Raw genomic sequence first — 21,039 nt, 5'->3', positions numbered from 1 at the left:
GCCACAAGGCCCGGGATTCTTTTGGATCTTTTGCGTGAATTAAGGGGGGATTAGTAGGTCACCTTGACCTCTTCTCCACCAACAGTAATCTTTGCAGTGTTGGTGCCCTTGATCACACCTTCAGTCAGATCAGTAGTGCCATCAGCCTTCTTCACCTCAATGGTGTTAGTGCCAGCGTCCACACCGATCTCTTCGCCGGGAATGACGTAAATCACCACATCGGCAGAACCTTTGCCCTTAGCGATTGTGGCATCCATACCGGTGGCAGAGTCCTTACCGGTTACGGTAATGTCTGTCTTACCGCTAGGAATAGTAATCTTGGTGACAGCAGTGTAGGCAGCTCTAGCAGAGACTGTCACATCGCCCGGAGTCACGGTTGTGCCGCCAACCTTGTAGTTGCCGCTCATATCGCTGAGAATCGTGGTGGCAATAGCCTTGCCGTCCTTCTCAGCAATTGCGATGGTAATCCGCTCATCGGCAGCAACGCGCATGCCGCTCTCGACTTTCTCTCCAGTGGACTTAACGATAGCGGTCACGCCGTTCAGAGTGACCTTCCAGCCCTGACGCAGAGTGATGTCGCGATTATCAACAAGGAACTCGCCCTTATCGGGGTTGAAGCCAGCCTTCTTTACGGTGTCACCATACTGGACAATGATTCCATCTCCATTGGTACCATCACCGTAAATGGTAAGGGTCACGCCGGGACGGGCCCAAACGGTGGCTTCGCTACCCAGGTTGGGGCTGAACTCAGCGCCGGTCAGGCTGTCTGCAAGAGTGATCTTGCTGGCCGCAAACACATAGATGGTCTGGCCCTTGTCGATGGTGTTCAGGCTGATGCTGGCTTCGTTGGCAGCACCCTTGGCAACAGTCCAAGTGGCCGCATCAGAGGCCATCATACAGGTGTTGTCGTTGGTAACAAGCGCACCACTGGTCTTGCTGCTCTTGACCTGGATGTTATCAATGCTGGCAGACTCAGGAACCTGATAGGTGTTCTCGCTCACTTTAACCACCTTGTCGCTCTTATCTGTGGTATTGTTGAGCCACTTAACAGGGGTCACGCCCTCTTCGAATACAACAGTCCAGCTACGGCCTGCGGCGGTGAACATGCTGTCGTCCATCACCACATTGCCGTCCATCTTCACAGAAGCGCGGTTCTTGGTGCTGTCCACAACGGCCTTGCCGCCGGTGACAGTGAAGGTTCCGCCAGTGGTGAACACAGCAGCGTTCTTGACCAGGACGGTATCGCCTTCGTTGACCTCGTAGATCAGACTGGTGCCATCAATGGTTCCGCTCTCCTTAGCCGTGTACTGGGTCTTGCCATCCGCAGACCAGACAGAGGACTTGGTCTTGTCAGACAGGTTGGTGCCAGTCAGGGTCAAGGTGTAGGTATCGCCAGTGTTGGTGATTGCGGTGGGCACATTGTTCAGGGTCAGGTTGCCCTTCAGGTCGAAGTTCAGGGTCGCGCTGCCGCCCACAGTGGTCTTGGGAGTGGCGATGACGCGGATGTCCTTGGTTCCAACAGCATGGTTGTCGTAGTTCAGCCAGCCGTCGAAGGCCTCCACGATGTCAGCGTCATAGACGACCACGCCGGTGGCGATGGCGGGAATCTCGTACACCACGCGGGCGGCGTCGCCGGTGCCGTAGGGCAGGCCAACGGCCTCAACGCGCTTGCCGTCCAGGATGTACTCCACGGAGGTGGGATTGATCTTGTCGATCAGGTTGCCCTTCAGGGTCAGGGTATAGGTGCCCTGAACGCTGGGATCGCTGCCCTGATTCAGGAAGCTGGCGGTCTTGTCGTAGATGATGATGCTGGTCGCCATACCGTTCTCGAACACGGCGCCCACGAAGCCGCGGAAGCTGCCCACCTCATCCTCATAGTAATCGGCGTCGTTGTCCTCGTTGAGGACCTTCAGGGCCTGCTTCACGCCAGCGATACCGCCGGTGTACTCGTTGATATCGCCCATGATCTTCAGGCCGTCCTTGCTGCGGAACACGTCCTGGATCAGAACGGTCTTGGCGGAGGGATTGATGGAGAAGCCGTCCTTGGTGACGGCGCTGGTCTTCACCCACAGGGAGTGGCCCTCGGCAGAGATGGTGCGGGTCGCGTCGGTCAGGTCGTCCCACAGCAGGATGGTGTTGAACTGATCGGTGGCGGCCTCAACGTACTTCACGTCGTTGATCAGCTTGCCGTTCTGGCTGTCCCAGGGGTCGGTGCTGTAGTTGTAGGTGTAGCCGTCGAAGTCATAGGCGGGGATATTGCCGGGCAGGGTGTTCTTGATGCTCTTGCTCAGGTTGGTCACGCTGCGCACGGTGCCGTCGGCCTTATACTTGACCTCGTGCCACTCGCCGCGGCGCACCTGGCCGCCCTTGCCGTTGCCCAGGTCGCCCAGCTGAGGATTGGTCTCGCCCTTCTCGGTGAGCATCACGACCTCGCCGTTGACCACGGCCTCACGGTACCAGGTCCACTCGTCGTTCGTGCTGTCGTAGTCCTCCTGGATCAGGTCGTCGTTGAGGATGTAGGCGTAGGTGGTGGAGGTGCCGGCGTCCTCGCCCACGACCACAGCGGCGATCACGAAGCCGTCGTCGTCAAACAGGTTGTACACGCCGTTGGAGGTCCACTTCAGGGCGGTGGTGTACTTGCCGTCAGTCTGGACCTGAGCGGCGTTCCAGGCGTCCAGGTTGACGTTCTGGTGGCCGGTGCCCACAGACTCCACATCGCTGATGATGACAGCGGTCGTGTCGTCCACAATCCCGCCGGGCAGGTTCTTGTAAACGATCTCATCGGTGTCAACGGTCAGGAAGACGGTGTTGTCGTTGGTGTACACACGCTTGATGCCGCTGTCCTTAATGCCGTTCAGGTAGATGTGAGACTTGTCCAGCTTGACAAACTCAGCGTTGGGGGTGGTGCTGAGGTAGTCCAGGTCGGTGCCCTGGCCGGCCTTGCTCTTGGCAGTCCAGGTGCTGTCGCTGTTGGCCACCTCGGTCAGGGTGTAGGTGCCGTTCTTGTCCACAGCGTAGCGGCACCAGGTGTTCATCAGGGCGCTGATGCCGGTGCCCTTGTCCACGGCGGCGGGCACAAAGTTGCCGTCCTTGTCCAGCTTGTTCTCCAGACCGTCGTTGCCATCACGGAACTTGTTGCCCTTGGCGTTCAGGCTCTTCTCCATGTTGATCTTGACGGTATCCATCGTGCCGTCCAGATGGATGACGTTGCCCTCGGCGGTCTTGTTGTTCAGGTTGCTGGTGCCCAGGTCGATACCGGTCAGGAACACGTACTGGTCGGGCTCCTCGATGATCTCGATGCCGATGGCATAGCCGTACTTGTCCAGATAGATCCGGTACTGGGTGTCCTTCATGTTGACGTCGTCGTACTCATCCAGCACGTCGGTGTCATAGCGGATGGAGCTGGCGTAGTCGTACTGGGTGCCGTCAGCCTTCACCCAGCTGTCCTTCTTGAAGGAGTTGAGGGTGACCTCGTCCACGATCTCGGGGTCGAACATCTCCTGGACCTCTCCATCGGCCACATAGACCAGGAAGATGTCGCCGTCCTTCACGTCCTTGACGTTGAAGTTCTCGCCGGAGACGGTCAGATTGGTGGTGTTGTCCGCCTTCACCAGGGTCTTGGAGGAGGTGGTGCCCAGGTTGTGGAGCTTCCACACGGTGAAGGTGGCCTCGTCCTTCTTCTCGCTGTAGTCAGCGGCGGCCTTGGCCAGGTAGGTGTTGATCACGGAGATGTAGACCACCTCGTTCTCGGTGTCCACATAGACCTGAGTCAGCACGCCCTTGCCGGTCTTGCCGACGGACTCGGTGTTGCTGCGGATCAGGTTGTTCTTGGTGAAGTAGCCGTACTTGTCCAGAACGTCCTTCTCGGTCTCACCGTCGATGGCGATGACGAAGTCATACTTGTCGATGGTGGCCTTGCTCAGCAGCTCATACAGGTCCTTGCCGGAGACGCTGGTGGTGTACTCCTGGCGCAGCAGCTCCTTCTTCACATAGGTGCCGATGTCCTTGCCATTGTACTCCCAGTGGCGGGAGGGGCGCTGGAACACATCCAAAGCGGTGTCGTTCAGGGTCAGCTTGCCGTCATACAGCTGCTCGCCCAGCTCCACGATGGGGCTGTCGTTGGTGGAGCCCATGGAGGTGGCGCGGACCTCGCTGATCGCCCGGGCATAGGACTGATTGCTGGTGACATAGACGTAGTTCACCTTGCCGGTCAGCACGGAGCCGTCGGGAGTGGTCAGGTTGATGGTGTTGCCGTCGGGCTGGACCATGCCGCTCTTCAGAGCGTTCAGCACCATCTGCGCCACCTGATTACGGGTCATGGGAGCAGTGGAGCTGGAACCAACGCCTTTGAAGATGCCGATGGTGGTGCCCTGCTTCACGGTGGCGACCGCAAAGCCCTCAGCGTAGTCGTTAGAGTACTTGAAGTAGCCCAGAGCGCGCATCATCATGGATGCGGCTTCCACAGCGGTGACCGTGGCGCCGGGATCGTAGATGCCGTCGCCGCGGCCGGATACGATGCCGTTGGCGGCAGCAGCCCCGACCCAGCCCCGGGCCCAGTCATAGACGCCGCTTACGTCGGTAAAGGGACAGGTGGCGGAATAGTAGTTGTAGTCCAGGTTGAGCAGCTTGCCCATGACAACGGCCATCTCGGCGCGGCTCACGGAGTCGCCGGGACGGAAGTTGCCGTTTTCGTCGCCGACCATTACGCCGACCGACTGCACAACCTCAATGGCCTCGACGTTGTCATCCTCGGCAACATCGGGGTAGCCCACAGCCGCACTGCTGCCGACGACCATCATGCCCAGGAGCATGACGGAAGCCAGAGTCAGGCTGAGGGCCCGCTTCAGGTTTCTCATTCGGATTTCCTCCTTTAATTTTGTTCGGCCTGAGAGGGGCCGGTTTTGGGCTGGACGCGTCCTGCTTCGGATACTTGGTAGACCCCGTAAGTCTGAGCAAAGGTTCCGAATATTCTGCGTTTTGCCCAAAATTTTCGAGGTTTTTCGACGTTTCCCTCCGGCCACCGCCGTGTCACGCCACTTACAGACGATTTTTTGTTGTGAAAACAGGAGGCAATTCAAAGAAACAAGCGGTTTCGATGTAAAAAAGTTTGGACGGTAGAGATCTGGTAGATAAGCGGAAATATAGAAAGCCTCTAATCAATTGCTACGCAACTGATTAGAGGCTTTTTCGGTAGATTTTTGGTAGGCGCGTCATGTCTAAAAAAGTGAGATGCACTAACTCTCGGTCGAGGAGATGGGGTTTATTTCCAGCGCCTCAAACTCCGCAAAAACTTTTTGGTCTGCAGGACCCAGTCCGGTAAGGGCCCTTAGACATGACCAATCTTCAAGAACACCAGGATAAGTCCAGCAATCAGATTTCTCCCACCTGGAGCGAGGAAAGCGCCCGAAAGAAATCGGAAGCTTTCGCAGCCGCCTTTGAACAGGATTGCAGAGTAGGGGTTACCTCATGAAACTAAAAAGCTATAAAAACAGCCGATTCTGTAATAGAATCGGCTGTTTTTCTGGTTGCGGGGAATCGCAATATATTTTACCTGAAATCTTATTCAGGTACATTACAAGCGTGGTGTCCGGGTAAAGCCTCACAGATACGCCCTCAGTCTTTTGGAGCAATCCGGGTGCCGCAGGCGCTTCATAGCGGCATTGAGGGTCTTTTTATCGACGGTGAGATCGTGCCAGTATTTCCCCCTAACCGCCCGCTGTTGGTCCTCCGGCAGCTCTGCCAGGACCTCGGCCACGCCCAACCGAACGTCCATGCCCTCTATCGCCGCTTCCGCCGCCGGGTCCGGTATAAGGTCGGCGAACGTGTCGGAATCATCGTCATCTGTCAGGGGTGCGTCAAGGCTGACTGCGCTCTGGAGCGGGTCAAACCAGCTTCTTTTGGAGTTGTACCCCGTGGCCGCCGAAAGCTCCGCCCGCAGACGTTGAAATAGGTGTGTGGAGAATTTCGTCCCTCTGGACGGGTCGTAGCTGTCCACGGCCCGCAGCATAGCGATAAAGCCAGCCTGTGTTAGGTCCTCAATGGTAGTCCCACCCAGGCCAGCCCAACGGGCAGCCTGTTTATAGACCATGCGCCGTACCTGGTGCCACAGCTCCACGATCCTGTCACGGTCCCCGGCCTGAATCAGCGCCACCAGCTCCTCGTTGCTCACGATACCCCTCCTTCGAAATAGAAGGACAGGGTGGAAGCTCCCTGTCCCTTTTTGTTAAAAGTTCTTGATTGTGTTCTCAGTCAGCTTCTCCCACTGGCTGGAGATAGAAAGTACATATCTGGGTTCCCCCTTTCCGTGGGCCTGTCCAGTACAAATCCGGGCCGTGTCCTCCAGGTTCTTCCATGCGTCCATAATGTCGTTGGCCACCGCCTTTTGGCGTACTGCGATCAACTCCCGGCGGGTCTGGGTGTCCTTCGTGTCTTTCAGCAGCTTTTCGACGTGCTGAGCAATCAGCCGCCGCATGGTTGGGTTGTCCTCATATCGGTCCAGGAGCGCCCCCAGATCATCAACGGTCAGAATCCCGCTATTTAACAGCTCCAAACCGGCCCGGTCAATATCCTCCGGTCTGGCTTGGTTCACTTTGGCAAAAGCGCTCTTTAGGTCCTTGCCGATCTCCTCCATCTCCCGCACGAAGTCCTCCCACGCAGCAGTCTCCGCTTTTTTAAAAGCGGCCTTTGCCTGATTATAATCATACTCTGCTTTCATGCCGAAGGTATCGGCAAGGCTGGGGTTCCTCTGAACGTCCTCCATATCCCTCTTTTTGGATAACATCAGGTTGTATGCCTCTGTGTATCGGGTCCTGGCCTCTTTGAAAGCGTAGTCCAGCCGGTCAGCAAACATTTTGTATCCACTCATAAAAACACTCCTTTTTTTATTTTACCAGGGCACAGCTGCCATCCTCATAAAGGGCGCAGCTCTTGCCACAATGGGCAATCCGGGCCAGGGGCAGGCCGTCCCGGCCCCCATGCACCGCTCCTTGATACCACACCCCACCTCGGGGATATACAGGGCACAGGACGTATCACAGCGGGCGTCGTACATCCGACCTTTGAGCGGACAGGTCTTGTCCAGCTTCACCGGCCCCAGGTCCGGGGGCGGGGCCTGATTCTTTGCGGCCTCGTTCACGTCATGGAGACAGCTTTGAGGAATCACCCCCTTGGTGGTATAGATCATCGGCTCATGTTCAATCATCTTCTGCATAGTAGTCCTCCTCAGATATTTGGGTAGATCGTTTTGGCCGGGGACAGATAGAAGTCAACCAGGGCCAGTGCGGCAAGCTCCAGATCGGTCATATCCATTTCTTCAAGGGGCGGTAACTGCTCCCCGGTACAGAGGGTAATAAAATCACGCTGCTCTCCTCGAAGCTGTCTCCTTGTGATTTCCCCAGCCCTCAAACGGTCCTCCCCTGTCACAATCCTGTCAATGGCTTCATCCACTTCCAGGGTCCGGGTGGGCAGCCGGTACACCCTTCCGCAAGTCACATAGTAATATTCCATACTCTCCTCCTTCTACTGTACACCAACGCCCACACGGGCGTCCTCAGCATCAATGACGGGCTTGAATACCTGAGCAAACTGGGCAAGGTCGCCGTCAAAATGGATATGTATATTGGGCCGGACAATAATGGGCGTTTGCCGCCCGCTGTCGTTCCCGCCTGTGCCGTAGCTGGCCGGGGGCGGTGCGGAGTAGGCCGCAGAGGGGGCCATGTCCGCCGTGGCGATTGCCACCCGGCTCTGGGCCGCCGGTATGGCCGCCGCAAGGTCGGAGATTACCCGCTCCCGGGCCACCGGCATTGATGTTTCTAGGGCAGATACTGACCGAGCGCGGGACAGGCCATAGGTGCTGATACCGCCATCCTCTCCGCCGCTGGACAGGGTCATTGGTGCCGCCGCCGGTCCGTCGCTCTGAGGGGAAACTCCGCCTCCACGGGGGGCAGCTCGCCGCCCGCCGCCCTGGACCGCTCCGCTGTAATCAGGGACTTCCGGCATTTTCATACTTTGCAGCTCTTTACCCCGCCCAGTCAAGAAAGCGATTGCCGCCGCCAACGCCAGTACCGCCGCAATTACCACGCCAATAATAATCAGCCACTGTCCTAACGTCAGGGATACCGCCATACCGGCTATGGAAAATGTTGTGCTGACTGCGCTTGCCGCTCCCAACGCCCCGGTGATTGCAGCTATAATACCAGCAATGGGGCTTATCACTGCCAGGAATGCCACGACCCCCACAACAGCCGCTGTCAGCGCCAATGATAAAATGAAAGAAAACGCCGAGGAAAAAATGTAGTTTTGTGGCGGAGGTGAAGGAAAAAAGATAGACTCCCAATCAGGGCGAAAAAGAGCCCGGAAAGGGAGTCAGGAAATGAAAGGAGTACAGTGGATGGATATCCGAAGCGACAGACAAAAAGGGCTGAGCTATGTGGAGCTGGGCCGGAAGTACCACATGGACCCACGAACAGCAAAGCGGTACGCGGAATCGCCGCAGAAGCCGGAGTACACATTGAGCGAACCCAAGCCAACAAAGATGGACCCGTACAAGCAGATCGTGGACGAGTGGCTGGAGGAGGCGCCGTATTCAGCGCTGCGGATCCTGGAGAAGCTGCGGGAGATGGGATTTGACGGGGGCTACAGCATCGTCAAGGCGTATGTGAGCAGCCGGAAGATGGACTTGAATGAGAAAGCAACAGTGCGGTTTGAGACGATGCCGGGGAAGCAGGGGCAGATGGACTGGGGATTCTTCGAGGATCACCTGGTGTACGAGGATGGAAAGTGGAAGAAACTGTACTGCTTTCTCATGATTCTAGGGTATTCGCGGATGCGGTACATCGAGTTTGTAACGGATATGAGCACAAACACACTGATACGGTGCCACCAGAACGCATTCCGGTACTTTGGAGGATACCCAGAGGAGATTCTATATGACAATATGAAGCAGGTAGTGATCAAACGGCTTTTGAAGCAGGAGGACTCCACACTGAACCGGCAGTTTGAGGATTTTGCGGGATTCTACGGATTCAAACCCATTCTGTGCCGGCCCTACCGTGGCCAGACGAAAGGAAAAGTGGAGCGGACGGTGCAGTTTGTGCGGGACAACTTCATGGTCGGAATCAAGTACAACAGCCTGGCAGACCTGAACGGACAGGCCCTGGCCTGGTGCAACAAGGTCAATGGCAAGGTTCACGCCACCACCAACGAGATTCCCTTTGAGCGGCTGAAAAAAGAGGGCCTGAGCCCTCTCTCCCGTGAGTACATCATCGACAAAATCAACCTGAGGCGGGTACAAAAAGACTGCCTCATCTCGTACGCCGGCAATCAGTACTCCGTGCCAGCGGAGTACATCGGCAAAGATGTGGCAGTCGTAGCCCTCGACAGTATGCTGGCAGCCTACTATGAAGGCAAGCAGATCGCTCTGCACCGAATATCGTATCAAAGGAAGGACATGGTTGTCAATCCTCAGCATTACCGAAGGCTTACGTTGAAGCAGACGATGGACGCAGAAAATGTTCTGCTGGAACAGGGCAAAGTGATAGATTTCCCCTTGAAGCCCTCCGATTTGTCCAGATATGACGAGGTGCTGTATGACTGAATTTACTATGGACAGGCTGAGGGAAAACCTGGAAGCCCTGAAAATGAAAAACACCCTGGAGATTCTGGATAACTACCTGGAACGGGCCGTGGCTGAAAACCTCAACATTGTGGAGGTTTTGGATCACATTTTTTCAGAAGAAGCCAAATCCAAACGGAGACGGGCCTATGAGAAGCAGATCCAGATGTCCGGCTTTCCCATCAAGAAGACCCTGGACGATTTCGATTTCTCCTTCCAGCCCTCCATCGACAAGCGCCAGATCGATGAGTTAGCTACCATGCGCTTCCTGGAAAACGGGGAGAATGTGGTCTTCCTTGGCCCGCCCGGCGTGGGCAAGACCCATCTGGCCTCCGCTCTGGGCCTTGTGGCGGCACAGCACCGCTTTTCCACCTACTACATCAACTGCCATCAGCTTATTGAGCAGCTCAAGAAGGCCCATTTTGAGAACCGTCTGCCAGACAAGCTCAAGGTTCTCGCCAAGTACAGGATGCTCATCATTGACGAGATCGGCTACCTCCCCATGGACATCCAGGGCGCAAACCTGTTCTTCCAGCTGATTGCCAGAAGGTATGAAAAAACGTCTACCGTCTTTACCTCCAACAAGACCTTCTCCCAGTGGAACGAGGTCTTTGCCGACGTCACCATCGCCTCCGCCATCCTGGACCGCGTCCTGCATCACTGCACTGTCATTAACATCAAGGGCGAGTCTTACCGCCTGAAAGAACGCAAGGAATTTATGCGCCAGAAGCAGCAAATCGTGAACACTCTTTTTGAGCAAGGAAACGCTTGATTTTGTCCCCCCTTACCGCCGAAAAACTACAAAATTTCTTCGGCGTTTTCTTACAATTTCAAATTGGCGTTGACAGCCGCCTGTGCTCCATCTGGGATACCGTTGAACCAGTCCATGAAAGCGGTTGCCATTTCGGTCAATGTGGTCAAGAATGGTTGGATACTTTCCGCAAGTTGGGACATGCTCTCCTGAAAACGAAGGTTTGCCTCCCGGCTCTCCATGATAGCCTCGTTGTTTTCACGGAAAACGTCGCCTGTCTCCCCGTAGATTATCCCCAGGTTGTTCATGATAAGCTCAGCCCGTTTCCCTTCGTCACTCAGGAGGGAAAGACTGTCATTGAATGCGTCCTCACTCTCACCCGCCCAATTCAGGGCATCCGCTAAAACACCTGTAACCTTGCCAGTTTTGGCGGTCTCGTTGGCCGCCTCAATCAGGCCCTCAATGGGCAGGGCGTCGCCGAAGGCGCCATACACACCTGCGGCAATCCGTGTCCATTTTTCCACATCCTCTGTATTTCTGGCCAGTGAGGCCAGAAGCTGGGAGGCTTCCGTCGCTGTGTCAATATCGCCCAGGATTTTGTAGAAATCGGTAAAGGCTTGGTTTGCAGTTTCAGCATTAAATCCCGCCGCCTCAAAGGCGGTATTCAGTTTGCCTTGCGCAACCCGGTACTCCTCTGTTGCGTCATTTAAACCCAACACCCACTGGACCAGGTCGCCGATTTTGCTGACCAGAAATTCCGCAGCGTCAGCGGCAAGCTTACCGGCCACCACTCCGCCCGCAATGCTGCTTGACAGAGAATCAATGCTCCCTGAGCTGTTTCCCGCAGATTCCCCCAGAGAATCAATTTTTTCGGAATAATCGCTAACTGAATCGCTAGCTTCATCCAGACTGTCGGCTAGGTCCTCATAGGCTGTTGCGTCTCTGTCCGCAATGTCGGCGGCCTTGGAGCGCTCCAGTTCGTCGTTTAGCTCTCTGGCACTCCGCTGGGCATCGTCCAGGGCATTGTTGACCCCATCAAGCGCACTTTCTGCAGCTCTGGAATCCTGCGCCATATTATCCAGGCTGTCGGCAACAGAATCCGCGCTGACCCCATTCCGCTCCAGCTCCCTGGTAACATCAGCCAAAGCGTCGGCGGATTGTTTGGCCTCCCCCTTCGCCTTTTCCAGGGCCTGGGCAAGGACTTGGTACATTGCGGCATCCTTTTTCTCCATCCCGGCTTCTTTAGCCTGTTCCATCGCCTTGCTAAGGTCGGAAACTTCCTTCTCCGCCTCCGCAACCGCTTTTGTCAAAAGCTTCTGCTTTTCAATCAGAAGGTCGGTATTCTTGGGGTCCAATTTCAAGGCGTCGTTGACGCTTTTTAAGGAATTTGCCGTTTTTTTAGCTTCATCCTGAATGGTTTTATAGCCTTTTTGAATGTCGTTTTTAGAGAATTCAACACCAATTTTTACAGTACCGTCGTTTGCCATCGTTATACCTCCGCCGGGTTATTGGTTCAACTTTGCCAGTTCCACAGCCTTTTTCATGTCAGGGTTATTCAGAACACCTTGCAGCATTTCAAGGGAAGGGGCGGCATAAACATTCACAATGTCCATGCAGGCTTTCAGAATCATGTTGACATCCGCCGTCTCCAGGTCCGGGAAAGCACCAGGGGCCATCTCCTCCACAAACCTGTATTGGCCCTCCATTACCTCCCGGCGGGTGATCTCACCAGTTTTGCACCGTTTGCCCAGGGCGGCCAGCCTCGACATTTTTTCATCTACTGCAATTGTACGAACAGGCAGTGTGTACTCCTTGCCGTTGATCTTCACTTTGTAATCCATCTTGTAAAATCCTTTCTTATTTTTTTCTTAAATAGTTCTCAATGTCTCTGCACAGGTCGCCCTTGTGCGCCGCCATCGCCGCCACTTCCCAATGGGAGGTTGCTAATGGGTGCTTATCTGTGCTGTACTTTATCCCTTTCCCTTCCCATTGGCGTCGTGCATATGGCTGTTTGTAATGGACGCACTCCGGTGTAATGTCCACGGTTTGGTCCAAAGCCCCGCTGTCCATGGGCACATAGTTGGAGCAATACGCATGGAGCCGGGTGTGAGCGTGGGTCATGACTCCATCTCCGAATATGCGCTGGAATGTTTTTTGGGCATTATTGAGCTTTATCTCTTTGATAACAAGTTTCATGTATCCTCCGATTCATATTTAAGCCCCGAAGTAAACAGGTCTGGCAAAACTCCATGCCCTTTTCCTTCAAATCTCTCTGCTTCACGATACCTGTCACTCCTCCAAAACTTAATGCACTCGCCAATGGACATATATTCTTTGTGCCCGTCTTTGAAGGTCACGGTAACTTTACTGATTTTTGACTTCTCCGCTTTCGCCTGGAGTTGGGCCAGCTTCGAAAGAATAGACATTTCACACCTCCACATAATCAGCTATGAAGCGTTCTAAATCTTCCATGCTCAAATTAAGACCATCTGTCCCGTCTAGGGGGTCAGCCCGGTTAAACTCAGCCAATAGCGCCGCTTTCTCCAGGCTGTCCATTTTAGAAAGCCTCTGCCCCATGTTGTACAAGCTCCGGGACAGTTCGTCCACGGGGTATTCCTGCTCCATCCGCTTCCGCTCTATGGCTTCAGCCAGCGCCGCAAGCCGGGAGTCAATACTTGCCATCGCGTCCTCCTTCCATCGCCGTCTCCAACTCTTGCAGCCGGTTCAAAATGTCCGTTGTCTCGATCAGCTTCAAGCCGTGGGACAAGATAGCACGGGCCGCAGATATGCGGGCCTGGGCGTCCTCTTCCCTGTCCTCCACGATCTCACGCAGGGTGGACATGGCCGGAGATATGGCCTGCTGGGCTTGCCGGGTGGCGTCCTCGACCATGTTCCCAAATGCGTCCCGGTACGCTGCCTGAAACTCTGGGTCTGCCAAATAGTCTCTAAGTGTGCGGGGGGCAATACCCGCCGCCTTTGCCGCCGCCGCCTTGCTGGGGGATGTCAGAAGCGCCGCAAGCGCCTTTTGCTGTCTCGGTGTCATTGTTTACCTCCTCTCCGCTTTTCGCCGTTTTCTGCCGGTCATAGAGTACAAGCCAGTGGTCAAGCTCCATCGTCACCCGCCACCGCTGCCGATTTCCTCTATGGAAAACCGTGGGGAGACCATCCCCGAAAAACTCAGCGTCCTTTGCCGCCTGGGCCAGCGCCGCCGACAGGTCCACACCCTCCCGGCGTTTCAGCTCGCAGTGGACGCCGGGCAACCCTACCAGGTCGGGCTCCCGCCCGAAACTCATAGGCTCACCTGGCCGCACATCATAGCCACGTTCTCGGAGAAGTCCGGCAAGCTCGATTTCTGCCCGCCGCCCTTTTGCCTGTGATCTTTTACCCGTATGTATCAACTCCTTTTTTCAATCTGCTACCCTATGGACAGAATGGACTAAATGGACAATATTCAAGCTGTTCGGGTATTCTGTCCATTGTGTCCATTCTGTCCATTGTGTCCACGGGCCAGAGGATTTACATTTATTTTTGGGCTTGCCTTGCGCCCGGCTCCTTCCGGAGCAGCGCCCGGATAAACCGGAGAATCAGGTCAAGTTCCCGATTACCAGCTCTATCCAGTAGTTCAATGATTTCCAACCTCATGCTGTTCCTCCTCCCTGGCCAATACCTTGAGAACATATAAGATTCCCCGTAGGTCACGATCACTGAGCTTGTCTAACAGTCTGATGATCTCCGCCCTCATACCTCGTCCTCCTCTCTGAGTATTTCAGGCTCCTCCGACAGCAGCACCGTCAGGGCGTTTAAAACCTTCTCCGGGTGCTTACAGCGGGCCAGCTCCTGGGCCACCCTCCACACGTTTGGGCATTTGTCCTTCATACTGCCGCCACCTCCATCCATACCTTTGCCGCTGTCAGAAATTGGTGGTGGCCCGGGAACTGGGCAATCAATTCGTCCACAACCTGGATGTCCTCCGGTCCCGCCTCATTGATGATCGGAAGCCATTCCGCCGTGATCTCCCTCTCCACCTCAGACAAAGGACGGTTGATTAGCTGCTCCTGGTAGGCCATGAACTCCTCCATGGTGGCGGGAAATGTAAATGGTATCATACTATGACCTCCTCGAGTGCCCTCCGGCGGCACCGGATACCCCACCGAATAAGCGTGGAAATCATTTCGTGGTACAAATCCGGCTCCAGGGTGTTGCGGAGTTCCTGCTTCCAGAAACGTACACGGTCGCCCCACTCTCCAGCCTTTGGGGCAAATGTAAGCTCATGCTGGGTCTTCTCTGGTAAGTTATCGAAAACATCCCGGAGCGGCTGCCACTTTGGACCGTAGAACAAACAGCCCTCCATAGTAAATCCCCAGTATCCAAAGCGGACAGCTGGAACGGTATACACTGGCTTAACCTGGTGGACGCCACTGGCTCCGGTCTTCCGGGCCTTGCGGACCTCTCCGGTCAATCTGACCGCCGTTGCAATATCTTGCAGAATCTTCATTTGACTTTTTCCTCCGTTTCGTTCATAATGGAGGCGGAAACAGCCTTGTCAATCTGTTCCGCCCTGCCGTCCCGGGTGTTCGCTGCACCCTGGGCGGCTCTTTTTACTACGCTGGCAATCTCGGCGACGACCTCCCGGTCGGTCTTTCCCGTGAAGCGTTCCGGGAAGGTCTCACGGGCCTCGGCACAGACTTGGTGCGTGAGACAGTCGCAGTTGGGGCAGGTGCGGTAATAGCTCATTTGTTTCTCCTTCCATTTTCTGGGGGTTAGGTCTGGTTAGGCCTAAATACATACTTTCGCATAAGTAAAGCAGAGTATAAAAGCGATAGTGATATATAAAAAAGTTCTGTTTTCAGGGCTAACCTGCCCTAACCCAAATTGCTAACCCCTTGTGGCACAAGGACTTCCGTAGATACCTGCAAGGTCCAGTCGTAACCCAATATAGGTCTTTTTGTTCTTCGGTCTTGTGTTTTGATAGCCAGCCTTGTCCATCGCCTCGGCAAAATCGCTTTCTCGGCGGGTATATTCGCCTGTGTCCTGTGCCCATGTTTTGTATTCGGTGTAGAGCTCACGGGCACCCACTCGGGCGTTTGGCTCCCTGATACACCGCTCAGAAATGAAGCGTTCCAGCCAGTTTTCCCGACTCCGGTACTCCTCGGTAGCCATAGCGACAGCGTCAGGGAATGTGAGTTTAAAGCCGCTCAGGGTGAAGTCCACGGCTCCCTGGATGATCCAGGACAGGACAGCAGGCCCGGCCTCCTCCACCAGCAGATCAGACATGTTCTGCACACCGGTTCCCTCTGGAATGACAGCATTAAATGGGACCACGATAATTCGTCTCCATGTGCCGTCGTCCGTGGAACCGACACGGGGCAGGTGGTTTGTGAACAGCACCAGCGTGTGGGAGGGGACAATATCCTCCGGGGACCTGTATTTCTCCTCAATGGTCAGGTTATCGGTGCTGGCCAGCTTCTTCAGGGTGGACGTGCTCAGGCGTTGGTGCTCCTCCAGCTCGGCGGCGATGACCAGCCGCTTGCCCCGGAGCGTGGCCAGGGCCGCGCCACGGTTCTGCCGGTCGGTGGTCAACACGTTGGAATCAATGGTGCCTGCATAGGTCCCCAAAACGCCATAGATCGTGTTGAAAAAGGTGCTTTTGCCGTTGCGGCCTCCGCCGTTTGCTGTGACGATCCCCTCGTAGAACACTTTCCCGATTGCGGCCATACCGGCCACCTGCTGGAGAAATCCCACTAGGGAATCGTCGCCACAGGTGATTGTCTGGAGAAATTCGGTCCAGACCGCAGCGCCCTGGTCGCCGGGGGAGGCGTTGGTTATCCTCGTGTTCCACTTGAAGGGGGCGTCAATGTCGTGGGGGGTTATTTTCCCCGTTTGAAGGTCTACGATCCCCGCCGGGGTGTTGAGGGCGAATGGGTCAGCGTCCAGCCGGTCAGCGGCAATATGTAAGGTAGGCTTTGACAGCTCTAACATGCCCTTAATGCGCGGAAGGTTCCGTGATTTTTTAGCGTGGTTGAAGTACTCGACCGCCCTTTTGACAGCGGCCTTTGCTTGCTCCAACCGTTCCCCCGCGCCTTCCTCCTGCTGTGCGACGGCTTGTTCAGCAGCGGCTTTTTCCTGAATGGAGCTGGTCAGGTCAATTCCCGCCTCGATAATCATGTTCTCTGTCAATTTGACGGCCCGCCCCACGGCGTCATGGTCGTTCGGCTCCCAATGCGTACCGGCCCAGGAAAGCCAGCCCAGGGCGTCGCAGAAGGCCAGGAGGCCGTGGTATTCGTTCACCAGGATGACAGCGTTGCCGGCGTCGGAGTAGTCGGGGGGCTTCCAGGATAACGTATCGCTCAATCAATCACCCCCGAAAATAGCATCCACACCGCACCGCTCCACCAGATACCGGGCGATAGCGTCCGCCGGGATATCTGCGTACTCCGCCGCCGTCATCACCGGCTCACTGCTACCATGATAGACGGTGTATGTAGCGGACACGGGCACACGGCAAATGTTGTCGCTCACAGTCAGACCTCCTCCAGCAGCTCCGCCGGGTCTACCTTGAGCGCCGCCGCAATCCGCCGCAGGGTGGACAGCTTCACGGTGCCGCCGTTGTTGCTCCGGCTAATGGTGTTGATGGACACCCCTGACACCGTTGCAAGGTACCGGATGGATTCAACCCCGGCGTTGAGCATTGCCAACGCCAATTTGTTTTTACTGATTCTCACTTTTTTCTTGCACTCCTTTCGTTTTTGTGATATGTTGTGTGTAACAGAAAACTGGTATCAGAATAAACCATATATCTGGTTTTGTCAACCAGTTTTCTGATATTTGGAGATACCACCAAAATAAAGGCGGTGAATTTGTGTTTTATGACCGATTCTTTGAATTATGCCAGCGAAAAGGAGTTACTCCAACAAAGGTTGCACGAGATTTAGGTCTACGTCAATCAACGGTTTCCATGTGGAAAAAGCAGGGGACCACCCCGAAATATGATACAGTTAATAAATTAGCTGATTATTTTGGGGTGACGACTGATGATTTGTACGATATAAAGCCGTTACCAGATGGAAAAGTTGAATTAAATTTAAGTAGCGGCAAAGAAACAGTAACGCTTCCAGGCAAAACACTCGAATTTAAGGCAGTTACAGCTTTTTTGAAAGAAATTGGATTTTTAATCGGTTTGAATGAATCTTTATTTGACGAACTTACCGAAAGTGGTGTTGATCCTAAAGAGGCTGAAGCATGGGTAATCGCAGACAAAAGAGCTAAAAAAGTTTATTTAGCTAAAGCTACCGATGTAGACGCATTAGAAGATCGAATATTATCTTTCTCAAAGTTTGAGATTTATGAACTTCTTCGCCGGATAAAAGAAACAGATATCTATGATAAATACCTAATCCCATGGCCTCCCACCCCAGAGCCCCCACAAACGCCCCCAGAGCCGCAGGAGGGTACAGATACCACCCCGCCCCCGGAGGGCGCTGAGGGGCCGCAGGAGGGGGAGTAGGAGGACGAAATTTCGTCCCCCTTTTGATATCGCAAGAAGTTGCGACAATCCAATTTTGGAGAGCGCAAATCTGCGCTGTGCGATATCGCACCCATAGCCCCGAAATACCGAGGGAAGTAGCTTGCCGGACAAAGCGCCGGTAACCTCCCCTAAACTGGGGAACAAAAATCCCCTGATGAACTGCCCCCAAATCTGAGGTCTGCTGAAAATCAAGCAATCCCCCGAACCGGGGAGCAAAAAGCCCCGTACCAGATGGTACAGGGCATTGACAAAATGAGAATATGCGGTTATACTGAGAATAGAAAGGGCGCTGCCGGTAAGCGGGTGGCCCCCTAGTTAGACGATTGAAGTAACCGCCGGGTTGGGGGACCGAGGGCGGTTACTTCTTTTTATTGGCCGCAATAAAGAGGCCGATAATGCCGATGATGACAAGTGAGTACTGGAACAGTTCACTGTATGTGACCATTGGGCAAGCCCCCCTTTCGTGAGATCAGAGGGCAAAGAAGCTGCCCTCTGTCGAGAGGGCCAACCGCCTACCGTTACTAGCAGCGCTGAAAGATAATTCTTTCCTATCACCAGCATACCATAGCCGCCGACAAAATGCAACAGAAAAGGAGGGGAACTATGAAGGACGCCGTAATCTACGCCCGGTACAGCTCAGACAAGCAGGACGAAGCCAGCATAGACGCCCAGGTCCGGGCCTGCCGGGAGTACGCCGCCAGCAAGGGCTATGCTGTCCTGGAGGTGTACGCAGACGAGGCGGTCAGCGGGAAGGGCTCCAAGACGGCCAGTCGGAAAGCCTATCAGAAGCTGCTCCGGGATGTGAACAAGGGCCGGTTCGATACCATCCTGATCCACAAGTATGACCGGGTGGCCCGCAACCTGGGGGAACATGTCAACCTGGAAAAGAAGCTGAAAGACCGGGCCGTGGAGCTGATCGCCGTGGCCCAGGACTTCGGCTCCAGCGCCGAGGCGAAGATCATGAAAACCCTCATGTGGTCGCTGTCGGAGTATTACTTGGACAACCTCTCGAACGAGACGAAAAAGGGCCACCGGGAGACGGCCATGAAAGCGAAGCACAACGGCGGGTATGCTCCCTTTGGCTATGATGTGGTCAATCAGGAGTATGTGGTTAACGAGCTGGAGGCGGGCTATGTCCGTAAGATATTTGACGCCGCCGCAAACCGTGAGGGCTTCACCGCCATCATTGAGGAGCTGGCCGCAGCCGGGATCACCGGCAAGCGGGGCAAGCCCATCAAGTACACGCAGATATATGAAATGCTCCGCAATGAGAAGTACACCGGGACATACATCTACACCCCCCAGGAGGAGGAGCGCCGGGAGGACCGGCGGAGCAAGCCCAACGCCATTAGAATAGAAAACGCCTTGCCGCAGATCATCAGTAAGGCCCAGTTTATGGAGGTGCAGCGCATTATGACAGAGAGAAAGCAGACTGGGAAAAAGGCCGGGTATCTGTGCAGCGGCCTGGTGTACTGCCAGTGTGGAGCAAAAATGCACGGGGCGCGGTCCGTCAGCAAGGGGCATGAATATTTCCGCTACTACTGTTCCAAAAAGTGCGGCGCTCCCTCAATCCGCATGGAGGAAGTGGACAAGGCCGCTGTGGACTACCTCCACAAGCTCCTGTCTCCAGAGAATCAGGACAAGATCGCCGCCGCTCTGCGTCAGTATCAGGCCGGGGAGAAGAACCGGGTCGAGGACTTCAACAAGGCCCTCCAGAAGCGCATAGAGGCGAAGCAGGGGGAATATGACGCCCTTATGAAGAATCTGGTCACAGGGGCCTTGCCGCCCGCTGTAGTGGCCGACATTGGCAAACAAATGCAGACCATCAAGGCAGAGATTGTCCAGCTCCAGGAGACCACCCCACCAACGGACTTTACCGTTGGTCAAATCAAGGCCTGGCTGGAGGTTTTGAAGGCCAGCGCAGACGAAAAGGCTATCCACCTTCTCATTGAGCGGATCGAAGCCACCCCAGGAGAAACTAAAACGGACTTCAACATGCAAAGCACATTGAAATCCGTCTTAGGTGAAATTGGTTGCGGGGACAGGACTTGAACCTGCAACCTCCGGGTTATGAGCCCGACGAGCTACCAATTGCTCTACCCCGCGATATGGTGCCGGAGACCGGGGTCGAACCGGCACGGGATCGCTCCCACGGGATTTTAAGTCCCGGGCGTCTGCCAATTCCGCCACTCCGGCATGGGTGGCTTCCGGTCTTAAGTGCTCAACTAGATTATCACAAAAACAATCATCTGTCAAGGAAAATTTTTCGACTGCGTTCCTCTTTTGCTGGAGCGCGGCTGAAAAATTTTTACCGGCCATGTATAACCCTTCGGTCCCCTGTCCAAAATAGGCTTCGGAGGTGGTTTTTTGAAAAACCGGAGCTTTTTGAATAAGCTGGGCGATTTCGCCATGGGAAAGGGCTTTTACATAGTCCTGTTCCTGTGCATCGCCACCATAGGAATTTCGGGCTATTATCTGCTGAGAACCGTTGTAAACGACACCCGCGCTGCCGCGCCAGTGGGAGGGAGCGCCTCTGTAACCATTCCGGACCAGAGCACGGCCAGTCCCGCTCCCCCTGCTCCCAATGTTCCGAGGGAACCCCCGGTGGTCACCGCACCGGCCGAAAGCAAGGGACAGGCCGCATCCCAGCCAGACGATCCGGAGCCGGTGAAGGACACAACTCCGGAGCCGGACACCGTGACCAGCGAGGAGACGCTGTCGAAGGTGTTTACCTGGCCGGTACAGGGGGCGGTCCTGCGGGATTTCAGTGTGGAGACCCTGTCCCTTGACCCGACTCTGGGTGACTGGCGTACCCATGGCGGGCTGGATATTGCGGCCGCGCAGGGGGTGAAGGTGCTGTCCATCAGCGCCGGCACCGTGGAGCAGGTCTACAACGACGGCCTGATGGGCGCCACTGTGGTGGTCAACCACGGCGGCGGACTGCAGTCCTGGTACTGCAACCTGGACGAGGACGTCCTGGTGGAGGCGGGGGACTCAGTGGACATCGGCAGTGAGCTGGGGACTGTAGGCTCCTCCGCCATCGCCGAGGTAGGCGTCGCCTCCCATGTTCACCTGGAGGTAATCCTCAACGGCCAGCCGGTGGACCCCCAAAATTATCTGAAATAAGGAAACAGCTCTCCGGCCGGGGCC

Annotated in this window: 25 protein-coding genes and 2 tRNA genes; 5 read left to right on the top strand and 22 right to left on the bottom strand. The window is 55.3% G+C overall.

Features of this window, described 5'->3' with window-relative positions; translation table 11 throughout:
* Positions 1-50 precede the first annotated feature (50 nt).
* From VV088_RS15980 to VV088_RS15955, 6 genes are all read right to left on the bottom strand, one after another.
* Positions 51-4,856: an S-layer homology domain-containing protein gene (locus tag VV088_RS15980; RefSeq protein ID WP_334601706.1), complete on the bottom strand. Its 4,806-nt coding sequence runs from the start codon at positions 4,854-4,856 to the stop codon at positions 51-53.
* Positions 4,857-5,599: 743 nt separating this feature from the next.
* Positions 5,600-6,169: a sigma-70 family RNA polymerase sigma factor gene (locus VV088_RS15975; protein ID WP_334601705.1), complete on the bottom strand. Its 570-nt coding sequence runs from the start codon at positions 6,167-6,169 to the stop codon at positions 5,600-5,602.
* Between the two features lie 54 nt (positions 6,170-6,223).
* Positions 6,224-6,865 carry a hypothetical protein gene (locus tag VV088_RS15970; RefSeq protein ID WP_334601704.1) on the bottom strand — a complete coding sequence of 214 codons (642 nt, stop codon included), beginning with the start codon at positions 6,863-6,865 and terminating at the stop codon, positions 6,224-6,226.
* 21 nt (positions 6,866-6,886) lie between these two features.
* Complete coding sequence (locus VV088_RS15965; RefSeq protein ID WP_334601702.1) at positions 6,887-7,210, bottom strand: hypothetical protein; 324 nt, start codon at positions 7,208-7,210, stop codon at positions 6,887-6,889.
* Positions 7,211-7,221: 11 nt separating this feature from the next.
* Complete coding sequence (locus tag VV088_RS15960; RefSeq protein WP_334601701.1) at positions 7,222-7,506, bottom strand: hypothetical protein; 285 nt, start codon at positions 7,504-7,506, stop codon at positions 7,222-7,224.
* Between the two features lie 12 nt (positions 7,507-7,518).
* Entirely contained in the window at positions 7,519-8,004 is a 486-nt protein-coding gene (locus VV088_RS15955) for a hypothetical protein (protein ID WP_334601700.1), read from the bottom strand.
* A 367-nt stretch (positions 8,005-8,371) separates the two neighbouring features.
* Between VV088_RS15955 and istA the strand changes: the two genes are divergently transcribed.
* Positions 8,372-9,595: an IS21 family transposase gene (istA, locus tag VV088_RS15950; RefSeq protein WP_334599537.1), complete on the top strand. Its 1,224-nt coding sequence runs from the start codon at positions 8,372-8,374 to the stop codon at positions 9,593-9,595.
* Complete coding sequence (istB, locus tag VV088_RS15945; RefSeq protein WP_334599536.1) at positions 9,588-10,385, top strand: IS21-like element helper ATPase IstB; 798 nt, start codon at positions 9,588-9,590, stop codon at positions 10,383-10,385. The genes istA and istB overlap by 8 nt, the downstream gene beginning before the upstream one ends.
* A gap of 50 nt (positions 10,386-10,435) precedes the next feature.
* Here the strand turns inward: istB and VV088_RS15940 are convergent, their stop codons facing one another.
* From VV088_RS15940 to VV088_RS15875, 14 genes are all read right to left on the bottom strand, one after another.
* A complete protein-coding gene (locus tag VV088_RS15940) occupies positions 10,436-11,851 on the bottom strand; it encodes a hypothetical protein (protein ID WP_334601699.1) in 1,416 nt (471 codons plus the stop codon).
* 18 nt (positions 11,852-11,869) lie between these two features.
* Complete coding sequence (locus VV088_RS15935; protein WP_334601698.1) at positions 11,870-12,205, bottom strand: hypothetical protein; 336 nt, start codon at positions 12,203-12,205, stop codon at positions 11,870-11,872.
* 16 nt (positions 12,206-12,221) lie between these two features.
* The gene (locus VV088_RS15930; RefSeq protein ID WP_334601697.1) at positions 12,222-12,560 is read right to left on the bottom strand and encodes a minor capsid protein; all 339 of its coding nucleotides are present in this window, start codon (positions 12,558-12,560) and stop codon (positions 12,222-12,224) included.
* On the bottom strand, positions 12,557-12,790 hold the full coding sequence (locus tag VV088_RS15925) for a hypothetical protein (protein WP_334601696.1): 234 nt from the start codon (positions 12,788-12,790) through the stop codon (positions 12,557-12,559). Before VV088_RS15925 ends, VV088_RS15930 begins: the two co-directional genes overlap by 4 nt.
* A 1-nt stretch (position 12,791) precedes the next feature.
* Positions 12,792-13,046 carry a hypothetical protein gene (locus tag VV088_RS15920; RefSeq protein ID WP_334601695.1) on the bottom strand — a complete coding sequence of 85 codons (255 nt, stop codon included), beginning with the start codon at positions 13,044-13,046 and terminating at the stop codon, positions 12,792-12,794.
* Complete coding sequence (locus tag VV088_RS15915) at positions 13,033-13,407, bottom strand: hypothetical protein (protein WP_334601694.1); 375 nt, start codon at positions 13,405-13,407, stop codon at positions 13,033-13,035. Before VV088_RS15915 ends, VV088_RS15920 begins: the two co-directional genes overlap by 14 nt.
* The gene (locus VV088_RS15910) at positions 13,310-13,657 is read right to left on the bottom strand and encodes a hypothetical protein (protein ID WP_334601693.1); all 348 of its coding nucleotides are present in this window, start codon (positions 13,655-13,657) and stop codon (positions 13,310-13,312) included. Before VV088_RS15910 ends, VV088_RS15915 begins: the two co-directional genes overlap by 98 nt.
* A gap of 445 nt (positions 13,658-14,102) precedes the next feature.
* Positions 14,103-14,240, bottom strand: a complete 138-nt coding sequence (locus VV088_RS15905; RefSeq protein WP_334601692.1) for a hypothetical protein — start codon at positions 14,238-14,240, stop codon at positions 14,103-14,105.
* Positions 14,237-14,470, bottom strand: a complete 234-nt coding sequence (locus VV088_RS15900) for a hypothetical protein (protein ID WP_334601691.1) — start codon at positions 14,468-14,470, stop codon at positions 14,237-14,239. The genes VV088_RS15905 and VV088_RS15900 overlap by 4 nt, the downstream gene beginning before the upstream one ends.
* Positions 14,467-14,859, bottom strand: coding sequence for a hypothetical protein (locus VV088_RS15895; RefSeq protein ID WP_334601690.1), 393 nt, complete (start codon positions 14,857-14,859; stop codon positions 14,467-14,469). The genes VV088_RS15900 and VV088_RS15895 overlap by 4 nt, the downstream gene beginning before the upstream one ends.
* Positions 14,856-15,098, bottom strand: a complete 243-nt coding sequence (locus VV088_RS15890; RefSeq protein WP_334601689.1) for a hypothetical protein — start codon at positions 15,096-15,098, stop codon at positions 14,856-14,858. Before VV088_RS15890 ends, VV088_RS15895 begins: the two co-directional genes overlap by 4 nt.
* A gap of 141 nt (positions 15,099-15,239) precedes the next feature.
* On the bottom strand, positions 15,240-16,715 hold the full coding sequence (locus VV088_RS15885) for a DNA primase family protein (protein WP_334601688.1): 1,476 nt from the start codon (positions 16,713-16,715) through the stop codon (positions 15,240-15,242).
* A complete protein-coding gene (locus VV088_RS15880; protein ID WP_334601687.1) occupies positions 16,716-16,883 on the bottom strand; it encodes a hypothetical protein in 168 nt (55 codons plus the stop codon).
* A gap of 2 nt (positions 16,884-16,885) precedes the next feature.
* The gene (locus tag VV088_RS15875) at positions 16,886-17,086 is read right to left on the bottom strand and encodes a helix-turn-helix domain-containing protein (RefSeq protein WP_334601686.1); all 201 of its coding nucleotides are present in this window, start codon (positions 17,084-17,086) and stop codon (positions 16,886-16,888) included.
* 137 nt (positions 17,087-17,223) lie between these two features.
* Here VV088_RS15875 and VV088_RS15870 point away from each other — a divergent pair, with 137 nt between their 5' ends.
* Positions 17,224-17,868 (top strand): helix-turn-helix domain-containing protein, encoded by a 645-nt coding sequence (locus tag VV088_RS15870; protein ID WP_334601685.1) that lies wholly within the window; start codon positions 17,224-17,226, stop codon positions 17,866-17,868.
* Between the two features lie 624 nt (positions 17,869-18,492).
* On the top strand, positions 18,493-19,941 hold the full coding sequence (locus VV088_RS15865) for a recombinase family protein (protein WP_334601684.1): 1,449 nt from the start codon (positions 18,493-18,495) through the stop codon (positions 19,939-19,941).
* Here VV088_RS15865 and VV088_RS15860 read toward each other — a convergent pair.
* Positions 19,920-19,995: transfer RNA gene (locus tag VV088_RS15860), tRNA-Met, on the bottom strand. The two genes, VV088_RS15865 and VV088_RS15860, sit on opposite strands and share 22 nt — an antisense overlap.
* A 3-nt stretch (positions 19,996-19,998) precedes the next feature.
* Positions 19,999-20,085, bottom strand: a tRNA-Leu gene (locus tag VV088_RS15855).
* A 171-nt stretch (positions 20,086-20,256) separates the two neighbouring features.
* Here VV088_RS15855 and VV088_RS15850 point away from each other — a divergent pair.
* Positions 20,257-21,015, top strand: a complete 759-nt coding sequence (locus VV088_RS15850; RefSeq protein ID WP_334601683.1) for a peptidoglycan DD-metalloendopeptidase family protein — start codon at positions 20,257-20,259, stop codon at positions 21,013-21,015.
* Positions 21,016-21,039 lie beyond the last annotated feature (24 nt).

Source organism: Lawsonibacter sp. JLR.KK007 (assembly GCF_036941135.1).
Classification (GTDB): Bacteria; Bacillota; Clostridia; order Oscillospirales; family Oscillospiraceae; genus Lawsonibacter.
Note: the sequence above shows the minus strand (reverse complement) of the source record. Positions and strands in the feature narration are given on the sequence as shown.